The sequence below is a fragment of the Acinetobacter sp. TGL-Y2 genome (assembly GCF_001612555.1).
Lineage (GTDB): Bacteria > Pseudomonadota > Gammaproteobacteria > Pseudomonadales > Moraxellaceae > Acinetobacter.
Map to the genome: position 1 here is coordinate 2,257,353 of NZ_CP015110.1, position 17,520 is coordinate 2,274,872.

General features: G+C 40.2%; 13 protein-coding genes. 12 read left to right on the forward strand and 1 reads right to left on the reverse strand.

Features of this window, described 5'->3' with window-relative positions; translation table 11 throughout:
• Positions 1-258: 258 nt before the first annotated feature.
• The 6 genes from AMD27_RS10805 (at position 259) to AMD27_RS10830 (ending at position 5,210) form a co-directional block, all read left to right on the forward strand.
• On the forward strand, positions 259-1,440 hold the full coding sequence (locus AMD27_RS10805; RefSeq protein ID WP_067660271.1) for a thiolase family protein: 1,182 nt from the start codon (positions 259-261) through the stop codon (positions 1,438-1,440).
• Between the two features lie 52 nt (positions 1,441-1,492).
• On the forward strand, positions 1,493-1,882 hold the full coding sequence (locus tag AMD27_RS10810; RefSeq protein ID WP_067660274.1) for a carboxymuconolactone decarboxylase family protein: 390 nt from the start codon (positions 1,493-1,495) through the stop codon (positions 1,880-1,882).
• A gap of 252 nt (positions 1,883-2,134) precedes the next feature.
• Positions 2,135-2,494 carry a hypothetical protein gene (locus AMD27_RS10815; protein ID WP_067660277.1) on the forward strand — a complete coding sequence of 120 codons (360 nt, stop codon included), beginning with the start codon at positions 2,135-2,137 and terminating at the stop codon, positions 2,492-2,494.
• A gap of 1 nt (position 2,495) precedes the next feature.
• Positions 2,496-4,250 (forward strand): PepSY-associated TM helix domain-containing protein, encoded by a 1,755-nt coding sequence (locus AMD27_RS10820; protein WP_067660280.1) that lies wholly within the window; start codon positions 2,496-2,498, stop codon positions 4,248-4,250.
• Complete coding sequence (locus tag AMD27_RS10825) at positions 4,250-4,588, forward strand: DUF3325 domain-containing protein (RefSeq protein WP_067660283.1); 339 nt, start codon at positions 4,250-4,252, stop codon at positions 4,586-4,588. Before AMD27_RS10820 ends, AMD27_RS10825 begins: the two co-directional genes overlap by 1 nt.
• Before the next feature lie 103 nt (positions 4,589-4,691).
• Positions 4,692-5,210 (forward strand): tetratricopeptide repeat protein, encoded by a 519-nt coding sequence (locus tag AMD27_RS10830; RefSeq protein ID WP_067660286.1) that lies wholly within the window; start codon positions 4,692-4,694, stop codon positions 5,208-5,210.
• An 89-nt stretch (positions 5,211-5,299) separates the two neighbouring features.
• On the opposite strand, the gene AMD27_RS10835 is transcribed toward AMD27_RS10830, so the two are convergent.
• Positions 5,300-6,652 carry a hypothetical protein gene (locus AMD27_RS10835; RefSeq protein WP_067660289.1) on the reverse strand — a complete coding sequence of 451 codons (1,353 nt, stop codon included), beginning with the start codon at positions 6,650-6,652 and terminating at the stop codon, positions 5,300-5,302.
• 657 nt (positions 6,653-7,309) lie between these two features.
• Between AMD27_RS10835 and ahcY the strand changes: the two genes are divergently transcribed.
• From ahcY to AMD27_RS10865, 6 genes are all read left to right on the forward strand, one after another.
• Positions 7,310-8,692 (forward strand): adenosylhomocysteinase, encoded by a 1,383-nt coding sequence (gene ahcY / locus AMD27_RS10840; RefSeq protein WP_067660292.1) that lies wholly within the window; start codon positions 7,310-7,312, stop codon positions 8,690-8,692.
• A 197-nt stretch (positions 8,693-8,889) separates the two neighbouring features.
• Entirely contained in the window at positions 8,890-9,726 is an 837-nt protein-coding gene (metF, locus tag AMD27_RS10845) for a methylenetetrahydrofolate reductase [NAD(P)H] (protein ID WP_067660295.1), read from the forward strand.
• A gap of 87 nt (positions 9,727-9,813) precedes the next feature.
• The gene (locus AMD27_RS10850; RefSeq protein ID WP_067660297.1) at positions 9,814-10,524 is read left to right on the forward strand and encodes a 16S rRNA (uracil(1498)-N(3))-methyltransferase; all 711 of its coding nucleotides are present in this window, start codon (positions 9,814-9,816) and stop codon (positions 10,522-10,524) included.
• Positions 10,525-10,697: 173 nt separating this feature from the next.
• Positions 10,698-13,565, forward strand: coding sequence for a putative bifunctional diguanylate cyclase/phosphodiesterase (locus tag AMD27_RS10855; protein ID WP_228140654.1), 2,868 nt, complete (start codon positions 10,698-10,700; stop codon positions 13,563-13,565).
• Between the two features lie 134 nt (positions 13,566-13,699).
• On the forward strand, positions 13,700-15,979 hold the full coding sequence (locus AMD27_RS10860) for an NADP-dependent malic enzyme (RefSeq protein WP_067660302.1): 2,280 nt from the start codon (positions 13,700-13,702) through the stop codon (positions 15,977-15,979).
• 80 nt (positions 15,980-16,059) lie between these two features.
• Positions 16,060-17,301, forward strand: coding sequence for a multifunctional CCA addition/repair protein (locus AMD27_RS10865; protein WP_067660305.1), 1,242 nt, complete (start codon positions 16,060-16,062; stop codon positions 17,299-17,301).
• The last annotated feature ends 219 nt before the right edge of the window (positions 17,302-17,520 follow it).

Consider the following 17,520-nt stretch of genomic DNA (forward strand, 5'->3'; position numbering starts at 1 on the left):
GTGGAATAGACAGCCGTACAAGATTTGACAAAATGAATGAAGTTGCAACCCAATCAAAAATTGAATCTGTCATTTGAAACCGTCTTAAATCTAATGCTATTTTATCTGTGCAAAATGTTTAACTCACGTTTGAATTGGAACGAGAGAGCAGTCTATTTAAGGCTGAGATAAAATGGACAGATTCACTCAGCGATAAGTTAAAATCAAAAAATACCATCAATACAACAATCTGCAACACTCACCTACATGGAGATAAGAATGAGTCAGGATATCGTAATTGTTGCTGGAAGCCGGACCGCGATGGGGAGTTTTCAAGGCGGCTTATCGAGCTTATCTGCACCACAATTAGGCGCTGTGGTGATTGAAGAATCTCTTAAACGTGCCCATATTGCTGCTGATCAAGTCGATGAAGTGATTATGGGCTGCGTATTGCCAGCAGGTTTAAAGCAAGGCCCTGCTCGTCAAGCCATGCGTTTGGCTGGCGTACCGGATTTTGTGGGTGCAACCACCATCAATAAAATTTGTGGCTCAGGCATGAAAGCGGTCATGCAAGCAGCAGATGCGATCAAAGCAGGCTCAGCACAGGTTGTGGTTGCTGGCGGTATGGAGTCGATGAGTAATGCACCGTACCTCATGGACAAAGCACGCGCAGGCTTTCGTATGGGTCACGGCAAAGTCACCGACCATATGTTTCAAGAAGGTTTGGAAGATGCTGAAACAGGTTTCTCTATGGGTGTACTGGCACAGGAAATGGCCAATAAAAAATCATATACCCGCGCACAACAAGATGAATTTGCCATTCGCTCACTGACTCGCGCACAAACGGCGATTGAACAGGGTTATCTAAAAGCTGAAATCGCCCCAGTGATCGTGTCAAGCCGTAAAGGTGATGTGGTAGTTGAACAGGATGAAAATCCGTTCAATGCCAAGATTGATAAAATTCCGACACTCAAACCTGCTTTTGCTAAAGACGGCACCATTACTGCGGCCAATGCCAGCTCAATCAGTGATGGATCATCTGCATTTGTGGTGACTTCTGCTGACTATGCTCAAGCACAAGGTTTAAGCACTTTAGCCAGCATTCAAGCCTATGCGAGCCATTCACAGCACCCGTCTGAATTTACCATTGCGCCAGTGGGTGCAATTGAAAAAGTGCTTAAACAAACGGGCTGGGCAGTAGACGAGGTTGATCTTTGGGAAATCAATGAAGCTTTTGCTATGGTGACCATGGCAGCGATTGATGCATTTAAATTGGATAGCGGAAAAGTCAATATTCATGGCGGTGCTTGTGCACTGGGTCATCCCCTCGGTTCTTCAGGTTCGCGCATTATCTTAACTTTAATTTATGCATTAAAACGTTTAGGTAAAACTAAAGGCATTGCAGTACTATGCATTGGTGGCGGTGAAGCCACTGCGATTGCGATTGAAATCCCAGCCTAATTTTTGATTCAACACAACGCATCTTCGGATGCGTTTTTTGAGAGAGCTTAAAATGTCACAACAAGATTATGAAAATGGTTTAAAAGTGCGTACTGAAGTGATGGGCGAATCTTTTGTCAAACGCGCTCAAGACAATACCGTTCCTTTTACCCAACCCTTACAAGATTGGATCAATGAGCATGCATGGGGCTCAACGTGGCAACGTGAAGGTGTTCTGTCCCGTAAATATCGCTCGCTGATTACGATTGCTTTTTTGGTTGCGCAAAAAAGTCCAACTGAACTCAAAGGACATGTGCGCGGTGCACTCAATAATGGCGCAACGGTTGAAGAAATTCAGGAAGTGTTACTTCATAGCCTTCCCTACTGCGGTGCACCTGCCACCCAAGAGGCCTTTCGCGCTGCACTTGAAGTGATCACGGAATATCAACAAGGTAATTCATAAGTTCTGCGCCGAGAGACGCCAAATCACGTCCTCGGCGAAATGAAAAGAACGACGCTTTTTATTAAAATTAATATTTTTGCCAAATTACTCAAATCCATGTTCTTGTAATAAAGCGATATCTGTCTATTTTTTATCACTATAAAAATTTTGTTGGATATTTTCACCATTTTCAGTGTGCCCATATTTCAAACTGTAATAATAATTGTTATCATTTACATTAATAACATTCTCTTACATATTGAACCTTCCACTATGTCTAGCACTGAACTTGAGATGCAGGCTTCTGCCTCCATGAGCACCCACAATGCTCGTCCTAAAAAGAAATCATTCGATCAAGCCGCATTGATTGGCTATCGCATCATGATTGCCTATCGGTTTGTGTTGGCGACGTTCGGTGGCTACTTATTGGCGTCGCTCTGTGCGATTGTGATTGCACAATATTTTATTGAATATCGTTCAAGTGCCGCGATGGCAGCCACGCTTATTGCCTTTACCGTGCATACCTCTGCTTTTATTTGGGTGTTTATGGTCAATAAAACCTTAAAAGCCAGTCTTGGTATTTTTATTCCCTGCCTGATTCTATTTATTCTGTATAAAGGCATGGGAAATTGACATGAGAGTTGATCAAAAAGTTGAAGGTCCGCGCCAATCCATGGCTTGGCTACATACTTGGGCAAGCTTAATTTTGGGTTGGTTGTTATATGCTATTTTCTTAACGGGCACGCTCAGCTTTTTCCAAACAGAAATCACCAACTGGATGAAACCTGAGTTTCATCAGTCTGTGCCAAATGAATCACAGCTTAAACAGACCCAAGTCGCTTTAAATTATTTACAGCAAAATCACCCGAATGCGGGTAGTTGGACCATTCAACTGCCAAATTCACGCCAAAACACCACCACCCTGAATATTCGTAAACCAGGTGAAGATCCACGCGCCAGACGTGGTGGTGAACGTGTGACTATAGACAGTGCAACAGGTGAAGTGCTTGAAGCACGCGAAACGCGCGGTGGCAGCTTCCTCTATCGTTTCCATTTTGAACTGTATGGTATGCCGCGTATTTGGTCGCGTTGGATCGTCGGCATTGCCACCATGTTCATGCTGGTGGCGATTATTAGTGGCATCATTACTCATAAGAAAATATTTAAAGATTTCTTCACCTTTAGATCAGGTAAAGGTCAACGCTCATGGCTCGATGCACATAATGCAACGGCAGTGTTTGCACTTCCCTTTCATATCATGATTACTTTGAGTGGCTTGCTTTTATTACTCTTCACCATCATGCCGTGGGGTATTAATCAGGTCTACGAAGGTCGCGGGGCATTCCTGCAAGATCAGCGTAAATCACTGATTCAAACAGCACCTGAGGACAGTAGCAACACACCAGCAGCGCGTGGTGAAAATGCTCAACGTGGTCAGCGCAGTGAAATGTCCGAAGCACAGCAAGCACGCGGTGAGGGTCAGCAAGTACGTGAAGGTCGAGGCAATCGCGGTGAAGGACGCAAAAAACGTGAACCTGTTCAAGCTGCTCCGCTTGCAGATTTAGCCCCTATTTTAGTTGAAGCGAATAAAGCGTGGCACAATAATCCTGTTTCGAGCATCAGTATCACTGCGCCGAATACCACTAAAGCCAAAATTGAATTACGTGCGCTAAATGCAGCCAGTGTGGCGCATCGTGGCGTCTATGAAACACTGGACTTTAATGGTGTAACAGGTAAAAACATCACGGATGAATCAGCGAAGTTAAAAAATCCATCGATTCCGAATGGTATTTATAATGTGGTGACGGTTTTGCATGAAGCCCGCGGTGTTGATTTAGCGCTTCGTTGGATCTTATTCCTATCCGGTGTGATCGGCACAATTATGATCGCGACTGGCTTGATTTTATGGTGTGTAAAACGTGCACCTCAGCAGCAAAAACAAGGCTATAAATCTTTGGGTTACCGTGTTGTTGAAGTCACCAACATTGCTGCCATTATTGGTTTACCGATTGCCAGTGCTGCATATTTCTATGCCAACCGCTTCATCCCTGCGGAAATGAACATGCGTTTAAATTGGGAAATTCGAACCTTTTTTATCGTATGGCTGTTGACCTTGATTTACGCGATTTTCCGTAGTCATCGTCAAGCATGGTTAGAATTGTTAATCTTTGCCACGATCGCTTTTGCATTGTTGCCAATTATTAACCCAATCACTGGTGGTCAAGGACTTTGGTCAACCATTCCAAATGGTCAATGGGTCATTGCCACTTTTGATTTGGCAATGTGGGCACTTGCCCTGCTGTTCTTCTATTCATATCTTAAAGTGAAGAACCACAAAGGCCTCCCGAGCAAAAAAGCACGCGCGCCTGTCGCACAGGAGACTGAATAATGATTTTCTTCTTGCTGATTTGGTCGCTTTGTTCTATTGCTTTTTTTGCCTTAGCAAGCTCAATGTCTAAACATCAAAAGCAAATATTTGGGCATGAATTGGATGCTGCAAAAACACGTTACGCTGCCCTTAGCGGTTGGGTACTGCTTACTATCGCGTTAATCATCTGCATGATGAGCGCACAGCTGAGCAATATGATCAGTTATTGGATTGGGGTGCTCACCTTCTCTGCTTTATTTGTTGGCTTGTGTTTAAGTTATTTAAATACGTATATTAAGAAAATCACGATTATCAGTGTCGTGATTTTTGCGCTGAGCTTAATCATGTGCTTGATCTAAATAATGGCTTAAATCTTCATTTTAAATTTAAAAAGCCAATCTTCGGATTGGCTTTTTTACATCAAAGCTTTAGGCTATAGACAGTCTTTATGTTGGATCTATTATGTCTGAATCTCCTGAAATTTCTCCAGAACTTTTAAACCGCGCCACTGCTGGCAACGCGGAAGCTCAATTCGCTTTGGCTGAGCTGTATATGCAAAGTGAAAATGAAGAGGATATCGAACTTGCTGAAGAATGGGCACTCAAAGCTGCTGGCTTAGGCTACGTTGAAGCGATGTACTGGTTAGGCGAAGGTTATGCGGTTTATGCCAAAGAGCTGCTTGAAGAAGATCCCGAAGAAGCGAACACTTACTTTGAACATGCACTGAATTGGTTGAAGCAAGCCGCTGAACTTAAACATGCATCTGCAACTTTAGAGTTAGCAAGTTTTTACCGCCGTGGTTATGTGGTTGACAAAGATGTTGCGAAGTCTATTGAGTTGGTACAGCAAGCTGCTGAAATGGGTGAAGTTCAGGCCATGCGTGATTTAGCCTGTATCTATGAACATGGTTTAGGTGTTGATGTAGATGAAGCCAAAGCGGATGAATGGAATACTAAAGCTGAAGCCGCTAACAAAGAATAATATGCTATTTAAGCCCATCAAGTGATGGGCTTAAATATGAACTTAATTCATTCTACAAATTGCATAATTATTTATTTAAATCAATTGGACTAATTCAATCTATATCCAAACTTGCCGTTCAATTTTATTGATTCATTTAACATTTCATCTGCAATGCTAACCTGCTTTAATTCTGTATCGTTAAAATTCACAATATAATTTTTAAAATCAAGATCTATGTTTTTACATTTTTCAGTAAGGCATTGATAAAATATTTCATAATTCTGATTTGAATTTGGCAACTGAAATGTCGTTTTATATTCAATTTTACTAATTTTTTGATCAGTTAAATATACATATAACTGGTTATTGTCTAATTGTTGAGAATCATGATTAATCAATTGTAGATAGGCTTTGCTACGTTCAATGATTGAATCAGGTTGATGTTTGAATACATTCGTGATCGTATATACATTGGATTCAACTGGAAATTCTATTTTTCCATCAAATTCAATCTGATTGGGGGATTTTAGGCAATCACTCCCCTCTGATTTATACAATAGACTATGATTGAAATGAACTGACACCCAACTTTGAGTAATCTCCTTGGTTATCGTTTTATCTTCAATATTTGATTGATATATTTTACCTGCACATCTGTTTTCAGCCTCAGGTGGGTAAGAAAAAATGGCTTGGAAAAATTGAATTGGACTATCTTCTGCAGGAATATCAATGATCGTATCTAACACAATTAAACCTTCAAATGGATTCTGTAGCGCTAAACTATAATTCGATGACTCGCCATCAAAAAAACTAAACGCATAGGGCGTATTTTTACCATTTATTTTGATTGTTTTTGCTTTTAGTTCAGGATGATTATTCGCTTTTTGATAGGAGTTAGACAAATGACCATTCAGCGCCCCATCCAAAACTCTGAACTCATTAACATCAGAAAATTGATCTTTAAAAACTTTCATTTGTTCAAAGATCAATGTTAAATCACCAGTTTCCTTATTAAAATTAAAATTAAAATTTTCACAATGAACCGCATTGAATATTGAGTGCCCATAGTGTTGACTCGCGCAATAATATTTATTTTTCTCGTCATTCTTATCTTGAACCGTCACAGAGGTAAATATATCTTTAAAAGAATCATACCCTACCTCAATGATCGATTTATCATCTTGAAATACAAATATTAAATTCTCAAATGGGAATATGGTCTTTATTGTATAAGGCTGTTGATCAGAACTTTGCAATAACTGTTGACTACTTGAAGTAAATTCAGCAGTATCACCATTTAAATCAGCAATTTTGAGACTACTTTTAAAACTTGAAGTAAAACTTTGTTTAATTTCTGGTTTATCTAATGAATTTTCATTTTCATCATTATTTCCGCAACTTGCTGTAACCGCTACACATAAAAAAATAATGAATCCCTTACACCAATGGCTAACGCTCATTTCTTATTTCCTCTTATAATTATGCCGATTAGAATCTATGAATTTCAGCTCGATCTCATTTTTAATTAAACAGTTTTATCTCCATATCGCAAACTAAGTTTTCAAATCTTTAAAGCAAGATCACCACGGATCAATTTGGCTTAAAATTTAACAAGCTCTAAAATTTGAGGACATACCCTAATAAAACCAACATAAATTATTTGGTAGTGCATGAATACGACGTGATAAAAATAATAAGTTATTGATATTAAAATATATAAATGAATTATTACACGTTGGTTTTTAGCACTACCAATTATTTCAGCCTTTCAAATATTTGACTCTACTTGCACTCTTGGTATCGTGAGAACCCAACAAATTTAAGATTCTTTGGACTATTTTGATCTTTATTCATAAGTTTTTCTTATAGATTATTTAATTATTATCCATAGCAACCGATAACGTTCATCTAGATATTAACCAATTTCAGATTGGAACAAAATCAATTTCCAAGTAGAATATTGCTCAGTCGAGGGATGCTGCGACTTTTTCATAACCGATTGTTATGAAATCGCTAGGCTCGACCATCGGTTCATTCATGTCTGAAGAACTAAAAACGGCATCCGCGAACATATGATCCAATTCAATATATTGTTATTTTATAGCAAGGAGATCCTAATGAACGCGGTTAATGCTTCATTTACAGATTACAAAGTTGCCGATATCACGTTAGCTGACTACGGCCGTAAAGAAATTAAACTTGCTGAAGCAGAAATGCCAGCACTCATGGGTTTGCGTAAACGCTATTCAGCGGCTAAACCCCTTGCAGGCGCGAAAATTCTCGGCTGTATCCACATGACCATTCAAACTGCGGTTTTGATTGAAACTTTGGTTGAATTGGGCGCTGAAGTTCGCTGGACGTCTTGTAATATCTTCTCGACTCAAGATCATGCTGCTGCTGCAATTGCTGCATCAGGTGTTCCAGTTTTTGCTTGGAAAGGTGAAACTGAAGAAGAATATATGTGGTGTCTTGAACAACAAATCAATGTGAATGGCACACCTTGGGATGCCAACATGATTTTGGATGATGGTGGTGACTTAACTGCTGTTGTTCATGAAAAATACCCTGAACTAATTGCTAAAATTCACGGTATTACTGAAGAAACCACGACAGGTGTTCAACGTTTATTAGAGATGTGGAAAGACGATTCACTTAAAGTTCCTGCAATCAACGTCAACGACTCAGTAACCAAATCTAAAAACGACAACAAATACGGTTGCCGTCACTCTCTAAACGATGCTATTAAACGCGGTACCGACATGTTAATGTCTGGTCGTCGTGCGCTTGTGATTGGTTATGGTGACGTAGGTAAAGGTTCAGCACAATCACTTCGTCAAGAAGGCATGATTGTACGTGTAACTGAAGCCGATCCCATCTGTGCAATGCAAGCGTGTATGGACGGTTATGAAGTTGTTTCTCCATACAAAAATGGCGTGCAGACTGGTCAGAAAGAAGATGTAAATACTGATCTTCTTAAAAATACAGATCTGATCGTAACAACAACGGGTAATTACCACGTTTGTGACTCTGCGATGCTTGATACTTTAAAAGCGGGTGCGGTGGTATGTAACATCGGTCACTTTGACACTGAAATTGATACCAACTACTTACGTGGTTACAAATGGGTTGAAGTGAAACCGCAAGTACACCAAGTGTATCGTTCAGAAAATGAAAGCGATTACCTGATCCTTTTATCAGAAGGTCGTTTAGTGAATTTGGGTAATGCGACAGGTCACCCATCACGTGTTATGGATGGTTCATTTGCCAACCAAGTATTGGCTCAAATGCATTTATTTGCTGAAAAATTTGCTGATCTTCCTGAAGATCAAAAGAAAGCGGCGATCCGTGTAGAACTTCTTCCTAAGAAATTAGACGAAGAAGTAGCTGCTGCAATGGTTGCAGGTTTCGGTGGTGTATTGACACAATTGACTCAAGTTCAAGCAGATTATTTAGGCGTACCTGTTGAAGGCCCGTTTAAGTCTGACACTTATAAATACTAAGTTTTCATAGAAACCTCTCCCTAGCCCTCTCCTAAAAGGAGCGGGTATCTTTCATTGTGAAAAGCAGGCAAAGGCATCAATCAAATATACTTAACTTGCACAATGAAGTCCCTTCTCTTGCGCCATATATGGCTCAGGGAGAAGGCTAGGATGAGGGATTTTTAAAATAAAAAAGGACTTATAAAAAAGGATTTAAAATGACCAAACGTGTTCCTATTTCTTTTGAATTTTTCCCAACCAAAACTGACGTGGGTGCAGAAAAATTAAAAGTTGTTCATCAAGAATTACAACTGCTTAATCCAGAATTCTTCTCTGTGACCTATGGTGCAGGTGGTTCAACACGTGAGCGCACCTTATCTGCTATTCATGACTTTAATGGTAAAGGCACACCCGTTGCCCCTCACCTGTCTTGTATTGGTGATGACAAAGCCCGTATTGCTGAGTTATTAGATTTTTATAAATCGCAGGGTATTGACCGCATAGTGGCACTACGGGGTGACTTACCTTCGGGTCAAGTCGGCTTAGGTGAATTGGCATATGCATCGGACTTGGTTGCATTTATTCGTCAACATTCAGGCGATCACTTTCATATAGAAGTAGCTGCGTATCCAGAAATGCATCCGCAAGCAGACAGCTTTAACAAAGACATTCAGAACTTTGTAACTAAAGCCAAAGCGGGTGCAAATGCTGCGATTACTCAATTTTTCTTTAATCCAGATGCGTATTTCTATTTTGTCGATCGCATTCAAAAAGAAGGGATTGATATTCCAGTTGCGCCGGGCATTATGCCGATTACCAATGCAAGTAATTTGATTCGCTTCGCAGATGGTACAGGTGCTGAGATTCCACGCTGGATTCGTAAGCAGTTGGCAACCTATGGCGATGATTCTGCCAGTATTAAAGCCTTTGGTCATGAAGTTGTGGTTAAACTATGCGAGCGCCTGATTGCAGGTGGTGCACCAAGTTTGCATTTCTATACCATGAACCACATTGAGCCGAACCGTCAATTGGTCTTGGACTTAGGTTTAGCATAATATTTTAAGTATGATCCGATAAGGTTTTGCTTCGTCACGATGAGGTCAAATCTTATTTTATGTCATCGATTGAAAGAGTAAGAGCACATGCCCCGTTTTTTTATTGAAGCTGATCTCGCTGTAGCGACGCATGTTGAATTGACCGACACTGTATTTCACCACTGGGTAAAAGTGCTGCGCGCTCAAGTCGGTGAAACTGCTACTTTGTTTAATGGTCAAGGCGGCGAATACCAAGCCTCACTCACCCAAATCAATAAAAAAACAGCGCAAGTCTCAATCGACTCCTTTAATGTAGATGACCGTACTCCTACTTTTACCACCTTACTTGGACAAGTCATGAGTAAAGGTGATCGTATGGATTATGCCATTCAAAAAGCGGTTGAATTGGGTGTCTCCCAAATTCAGCTGCTCACTTCTGAACGCTGTGAAATGCGCCTTAAATATGATCGTGATCAAAAGAAAATTGATCACTGGCAAGGCATTGCAGTTGCAGCCTGTGAACAATGTGGTCTAAACCGCGTTCCTCAAGTTTTAGCTCCTCTGTCTTTAGAGCAATGGCTAAAAATGCAACTTCCTGCAACCAAACTGGTTCTTGCACCCAATAAAGATCAAGTGAACGTACTTGAACATGCCACAAAAGATGTGGTTCTACTCATTGGTCCTGAAGGTGGGCTGAGTGAAGCTGAAATTGAGTCTGCCAATCAAGTCGGATTTATGAACTGGTGTATAGGCGAGCGAGTACTCCGTACTGAAACTGCACCCGTTGTCGCGCTGTCTATTTTAAATTACAACTTATAATTTAAATGAGGATTTAATAATAATGTATACAACATCACATTTTCATTGATTTTTATTTCAATTAACAGTAACTTAATTTAAAGATGCAGTGAATAATATGAATACCAACTCGAGTATAGTTAGCGAAAATTTACGCTAATAATGATAATCAAGTTTTAAATAGGTAATGCCCCATGATGAATGACGTTCAGGAAGAGCATCTTTCTCGTGGTGTGTCTGCGATCCAAGTCAAAAAAGCGGCATACCACATACGTTATTTTCTTGTGTGGGTTTTATTCGCCTGTTTTTATAATACCGTTGTGTATTATTTTTATTTTAGAACATTATCTACCTATTATAACAATTGGCTGTTGATATTTAGCTCAATTCTATTCATTTGCTTGGCTGGCTCCTATATCATCAGTAAATCTAAAAGCATGAGCACCTTTAATTTAGACACTTTGCTTCAGCTTATTTGTCTGATTGTTGGGGTGGGTTTATCGATCGGTGTTTATGTGATTAATCAATTACTTCCCATTGAAAATACGCAAATTAATGATAGTCATAAGATTGTCTTGTCAGGCTTAATGCTCTCGATTATTCATCTCATCGCTATTGTTTATCTTGCCAAGCGCTTGCGCTATTTTTTATTTATTTTTATTCCGTCGGTATTTCCAGTCATATTTTCAAATCTTGTATTTTCAAACCAAACACCTGATGTATATAATATTATTTTTGATGTTTGGTTTGCGGTCATTTTTATTTGCGCCATTTTATTACACAGAATCTTTTTAAGATTAAACCTGCTTAATCAGCACAATAAAGCCTATTTGGCCAAATCCAATCAGCATCTTGAAGAGTCTTCTCGCTTACAAAGCCAGCTTCAAAGTGAAATAGAAAAATCAAAAAACATTGAAAATCAATTACAACTCAATAATCAATTGCTCGAACAAAAAGTTAAAGAACGCACCTATGACATTAATAAAATTAAGAATCGACTGGAAAATCATCAAGCCAATTTAGATTTTGCTCATGAAACGGCGGGGATTCATTCATGGCTTTGGAATATTGAAAAAAGGACGGTTGAACTATCTTGTCTTAAATCTGGCATTCAGGTTTTACAATACGAAAATGCCAATGATCAGCTGAATCTGTTTATTCACCCTGACGATCAGCTACTCTATAATCGTTTGCTCAGACGGCATTTAAGAGGCGAAACTGAACGCTTTGAAGCCACCTATCGTACAAAAAAAAATGGCGAATGGTCTTGGATTAAAGACATCGGAAAAGTTATTTCACGTGATCCCGACACGCACAAACCCCTGAGAATGGTCGGTATACACCGTGATATTGAACAAGAAAAGAAAGACCAAGAAAAACTAAAACTCGCCGCCAATGTATTTCAACAAGTCGCCCAAGGCGTCTTTGTATTGGACAACAATTTTTGTTTTCTTCAAGTCAATCCTTACTTTTGTCAGCTGGTCGACATGCCTGCCGAGCAAATTCTGTCGAAGCACGTGTTTGAAATCACCGTCAATACCCTGTTTGATATACGTGAACGTCATAAAGATATTACCCAGAAAGTACTGATCGACGGCACATATGATGCAGAAGTCACTGAAGATTTTATTTCAGGTAAAACGCTTACACTGTGGCTGCATATCAATGCGCTTAAAGATGATAATAATCGAGTATTAAACTATGTCGGTGTAATTTCTGACCTGACAGAGCGTAAAGAGAACGAGCAGCGCGTTGCCTATTTGGAAAACTATGATCTGCTGACCGACTTACCAAACCGGGTTTATTTTAATTTACAATTACAACAATATTTAATGAATAAATCTAAGCCCTTAAGTCACTTTGCAATTATCAGACTAAACATCGACCGCTTTAGACATTTTAATGAGTTTTTAAACCATCAAGCGGGTGATGATGTACTTAGACAAGTTTCTAAACGGTTAAAATCTGTGTGTTCCGATGCTTTACTGATTGCCTATTTAAACAACAATGATTTTGCCCTGATTTATAATTTAAGCCTGTCGCGTCCCCCGATTCATCACACTGTTGATCTCATCCTAAAAGCGTTTAAAGATCCATTTATTATTCAATCTCAAGAACACAACATTTCAGTTTCGATGGGAATTGCAATTTACCCTGAACATGGTCGCCAAATCGGCAGTTTAAACAGTCATGCTGAAATTGCTTTGGCTGAAGCCAAGAAACTCGGTGGAAACACCACTTATTTCTATGACAACAAACAAGATTCGATTTTTGAAAGCAACATCGAGCTTGAGCGTGATTTAAGGCAAGCCCTGAAAAGAAATGAGTTAGAGATATATTATCAAGCCAAGATTTCAAACCCCAGCATGGAACTGTATGGTTTTGAAGCACTTATTCGATGGAATCACCCTAAATACGGCATTATCATGCCAGATCGTTTTCTGCCGATTGCTGAAGTGACCAGTTTAATTTCAGATATTGGTCGATTTGTTATTTTTCAGACTTGTAAGCAAATTCAAACATGGCAACAACTGGGTTATACAGAGATTAAAGTTTCGATCAATGTTGTGGCCCAACAAATTTTGCGTGGGGAACTGCTCAACCATATCGATAATGCGTTGGCAATTTACCAGCTAAAATCTGAGTCGATTGAACTTGAGCTTACAGAATCCTCATTGCTTGATAAATCAGACTATGTCATCGAGCTGTTACATCAAATTCAACAAAAGAATATTAAAATAGCACTCGATGATTTTGGCACGGGCTATTCCTCATTGGCTTATTTGGCAGATTATCCAATCGACACTTTAAAAATTGATCGTGCTTTTATCTCAAAAATTGGTCAAACCAAGGACAATGCGATCGTGTATGCCATCATTGCAATGGGTAAAGCCATGGGCATGACATTGGTCGCCGAAGGGGTCGAGAATGTAGAACAAATTCGCTATTTACGCGAGCAAGGCTGTGATTATTTCCAAGGTTATTATTTCTCTAAACCCTTAAACGCAGCAGACACCACTTTATATATTGCCCAACAAAAAACCATCATTCCATCGCATTAATTACCCCTTAAAACTGCCAGAATAGTGCAATTAATCGACTTTTAGGCTGGGCGCACGACTGAACTAATGGTATATTCGAGCGAAACTAGCCAAAAAACCAGCTTCGCTGGATCACTGTAATAATTGGGATTCTGATGGACGATCAATCTTTAAAAGAGCAAGCACTTTATTACCATGAATTTCCAACGCCAGGAAAAATTAGCGTTACACCAAGCAAGCAACTGATTAATCAGCACGACTTGGCACTGGCGTATTCTCCAGGTGTTGCAGCACCCTGCTTAGAAATTGAAAAAGACCCTTCAAAAGCGGCATTGTATACAGCACGTGGCAACTTGGTTGCAGTCATTACCAACGGTACGGCTGTTTTGGGTTTAGGTAATATTGGCCCTTTGGCATCTAAACCGGTTATGGAAGGTAAAGGCGTTCTCTTTAAAAAGTTTGCAGGTGTCGATGTTTTTGACATTGAAATTGCAGAGAACGATCCCGACAAAATTGTCGATATCATCGCCTCTCTTGAGCCAACGTTTGGTGGTATCAATTTAGAAGATATTAAAGCACCAGAATGCTTCTATATTGAGAAAAAGCTCCGTGAACGCATGAATATTCCTGTATTCCATGACGATCAACACGGTACTTCGATCATTGTCGGTTCTGCATTACTCAATGCTTTACAGCTCAATGGCAAAAAAATTGATCAAATTAAAATTGTTGCATCAGGTGCAGGTGCAGCAGCACTGTCATGTTTAGATTTGCTTTGTGCATTGGGTGCTAAAAAAGAAAATATCGTCGTTGCGGATTCACGTGGGTTGCTCACCACCAAACGTGAAGGCTTAGATGATTCTAAAAAGCGTTATGTACAAGATATTGAGCTGTCTCAGCTTGCGGATGTAATTGAAGGCGCAGATATGTTCTTGGGTCTTTCTGCAGCAGGTATTCTCACCAAAGAAATGGTGAAGAAAATGGCAGCGGATCCGATCATTTTTGCACTGGCAAATCCAGATCCAGAAATTCTGCCTGAACATGCACACGAAGTTCGTGATGATGTGATCATGGCGACAGGCCGCTCGGACTATCCAAACCAAGTAAACAACGCACTTTGCTTCCCATACATCTTCCGTGGTGCACTCGATGTCGGTGCGACCACGATCAATGAAGAAATGAAAATTGCTTGTGTATATGCAATCGCTCGTATGGCGCATGTTGAAGCAGATGCTGCATCTTATGGTGAAAAATCGGCATCATTTGGTCGTGATTATTTAATTCCACGCCCACTTGATCAACGCTTGATTCTTGAAATTGCGCCTGCAATTGCACAAGCAGCAATGGACTCTGGTGTTGCGACGCGTCCGATTTTAGATTTCTCGGCGTATCGTCAACGTTTGTCTGAGTTTGTATATAACTCAGCCTTCATTATGAAACCTATTTTTGCACAAGCAAAATCTGACCCTAAACGTATTGCTTATGCAGAAGGCGAAGATTTGCGTGTGCTTCGTGCGGTGCAAATTGCGGTGGACGAAGGTTTAGCTTTCCCAATCTTGGTGGGTCGTACTGCGGTCATTGAAGCCAATATTAAGAAACTCGGTTTGCGTCTGCAAAATGGCGAGAACATTCAAATTGTGGATCAGGAAAACAATCCTGATTATGAACTGATTTGGAAAGACTACCACAAGACCATGCAACGCAAAGGCGTGACTGAAGAATATGCACAGCGCGAATCACGTCGTCGCTCTACGCTCATTGCTGCGATGCTGGTTAAATTTGGCAAAGCCGATGGTATGCTTTGTGGTACGTATTCAAGTTATGACATTCATTTAGAGTTTGTACGTAATGTTATTGGTCAAAAAGAAGGCATGACCAACTTCTTTACCCTAAATGCCTTAATGCTAGATGACCGTAACTTATTTATTGCGGATACCTACGTGAACACCAATCCAACCGCTGAGCACTTGGCAGAAATGACCATTTTAGCGGCTGAAGAAGTGCGCCGTTTCGGTATTACCCCCCGTATTGCCCTACTATCTCATTCAAGTTTTGGTTCAGATCAAACCGACCCAAGTGCACAAAAAATGCGTAAGGTGTATGAAATCTTAAGTAAGATTACACCTGAACTTGAAGTCGAAGGTGAGATGCATGCCGATGCTGCTCTGGATGAAAATATCCGTCATTTTGCATTCCCGAATTCACGTTTTAAAGGGCCTGCAAACTTACTGATTATGCCAAATCTAGATGCGGCAAATATTTCGTTCAACTTGTTGAAATCGACCTCAGGTAATAATGTAACCATTGGTCCTATTTTACTCGGTGCGGCAAAACCAGTTCATATCTTAACCCCAACAGCCACCACGCGTCGTTTAGTCAATATGACGGCTTTGACAGTTGCTGAAATTCAAGAAAATGAGAAAGAGGCGCTTTAAATAACGCTTTAACTTTGCTGTTGTGACTTGAGAAAACCTCTATTCTGTAGCATGATTGCTTGAAGAATAGAGGTTTTTTCATGCAAGTTTATTTAGTCGGTGGTGCAGTCAGAGATCAGTTGCTCGGACACCCCTATCACGAAAAAGATTATGTGGTGGTCGGTGCAACGCCAGATCAGCTTTTGGCTCAAGGTTTCCAACCTGTGGGCAAAGATTTTCCTGTTTTTTTACATCCCGAAACTAAAGATGAATATGCACTTGCCCGTACAGAACGCAAATCTGGTCAAGGTTATCATGGCTTTGAATTTTATACCGATATCAGCGTTTCGCTTGAAGATGACTTAATCCGTCGTGACCTGACCATCAATGCCATCGCGATGGATGAAGATGGCAAAATCTATGATCCCTATCATGGGCAAAAAGATTTAGATCATAAAATCCTGCGTCATGTCTCAGAGGCTTTTGCAGAAGATCCTTTACGCGTACTGCGTGTTGCGCGTTTTGCTGCACGATACGCCCAGTATGGCTTTACCGTCGCTGAGGAAACCTTAGCCCTAATGCAACAACTTGCAGATTCGGGTGAGTTAACAGCACTGACTCCTGAACGGGTCTGGAAAGAAACTTCGCGTGCCCTGATGGAACCGCATGCAGATGTGTATTTTGACGTCCTGCGAGCGTGTGGTGCTTTGAAGGTGTTATTTCCTGAAATCGATGCGCTTTACGGCGTACCACAACGTCCTGAATATCACCCAGAAATTGACTGTGGTATTCATACCATGATGTCACTCCAACAAGCATGTAAGGCCAACTATTCATTAGACGTACGTTTTGCGGTATTGGTTCATGACTTAGGCAAAGCCTTAACGCCTGCAGATCAATTACCGCGCCATATCATGCATGAAGAGCGCGGCGTACAACCAGTCACTGAAGTTTGTGATCGTTTGAAAGTCCCGACAATAACCAAGCAGCTGGCTTTGGCCGTATGTAAAGAACATTTAAAAAGCCATCAAGCCTTCACCTTAAAAGCAGGAACATTGTGGCGTTTACTGCAACGCTTGGATGTACTTCGTCGTCCTGAACGCGTTGAAGCATTTATTCAAGCCTGTGAATGTGATGCCAAAGGTCGTTTGGGTTTAGAAGACCGAGATTATCCACAAGCGCGTTATTTGACAGAAGCCATGCAATTGGTGCGTGATATTAAAGCATCTGATCTGCCACCTGAGATTAAAGGACCTGACATTGGGGAAATGTTGATCCAAAAGCGTATTGAAGCTTTAGGTAAGCTAAAACAAGAGTTTTCAGCACATATCCATCACAGTTAATCAAAGCCAATAGCCTCACATTGTGTGGGGTTTTTTTGATTGCCTAACTTAATTTTATGAATGTTTTAATATAAACAAAGCAAAAATCCTTCTTTTGATTTAACCTTTTCGATACCTCAATAATTTTAAAATTGAGTACTATGATCTTTAATCTAAAATGATTTCAAATCTTTTATAAAGCTCTTGCTAAGTTATTAAATCATCTAATTCAATATCCGA

Coding starts and splice junctions, on each gene's coding strand:
- AMD27_RS10815 (WP_067660277.1), top strand. CDS start 2,135: ATGTCTAGCACTGAACTTGAGATGCAGGCTTCTGCCTCCATGAGCACC.
- AMD27_RS10810 (WP_067660274.1), top strand. CDS start 1,493: ATGTCACAACAAGATTATGAAAATGGTTTAAAAGTGCGTACTGAAGTG.
- metF (WP_067660295.1), top strand. CDS start 8,890: ATGACCAAACGTGTTCCTATTTCTTTTGAATTTTTCCCAACCAAAACT.
- AMD27_RS10805 (WP_067660271.1), top strand. CDS start 259: ATGAGTCAGGATATCGTAATTGTTGCTGGAAGCCGGACCGCGATGGGG.
- AMD27_RS10855 (WP_228140654.1), top strand. CDS start 10,698: ATGATGAATGACGTTCAGGAAGAGCATCTTTCTCGTGGTGTGTCTGCG.
- AMD27_RS10835 (WP_067660289.1), bottom strand. CDS start 6,652: ATGAGCGTTAGCCATTGGTGTAAGGGATTCATTATTTTTTTATGTGTA.
- ahcY (WP_067660292.1), top strand. CDS start 7,310: ATGAACGCGGTTAATGCTTCATTTACAGATTACAAAGTTGCCGATATC.
- AMD27_RS10860 (WP_067660302.1), top strand. CDS start 13,700: ATGGACGATCAATCTTTAAAAGAGCAAGCACTTTATTACCATGAATTT.
- AMD27_RS10865 (WP_067660305.1), top strand. CDS start 16,060: ATGCAAGTTTATTTAGTCGGTGGTGCAGTCAGAGATCAGTTGCTCGGA.
- AMD27_RS10830 (WP_067660286.1), top strand. CDS start 4,692: ATGTCTGAATCTCCTGAAATTTCTCCAGAACTTTTAAACCGCGCCACT.
- AMD27_RS10850 (WP_067660297.1), top strand. CDS start 9,814: ATGCCCCGTTTTTTTATTGAAGCTGATCTCGCTGTAGCGACGCATGTT.
- AMD27_RS10825 (WP_067660283.1), top strand. CDS start 4,250: ATGATTTTCTTCTTGCTGATTTGGTCGCTTTGTTCTATTGCTTTTTTT.
- AMD27_RS10820 (WP_067660280.1), top strand. CDS start 2,496: ATGAGAGTTGATCAAAAAGTTGAAGGTCCGCGCCAATCCATGGCTTGG.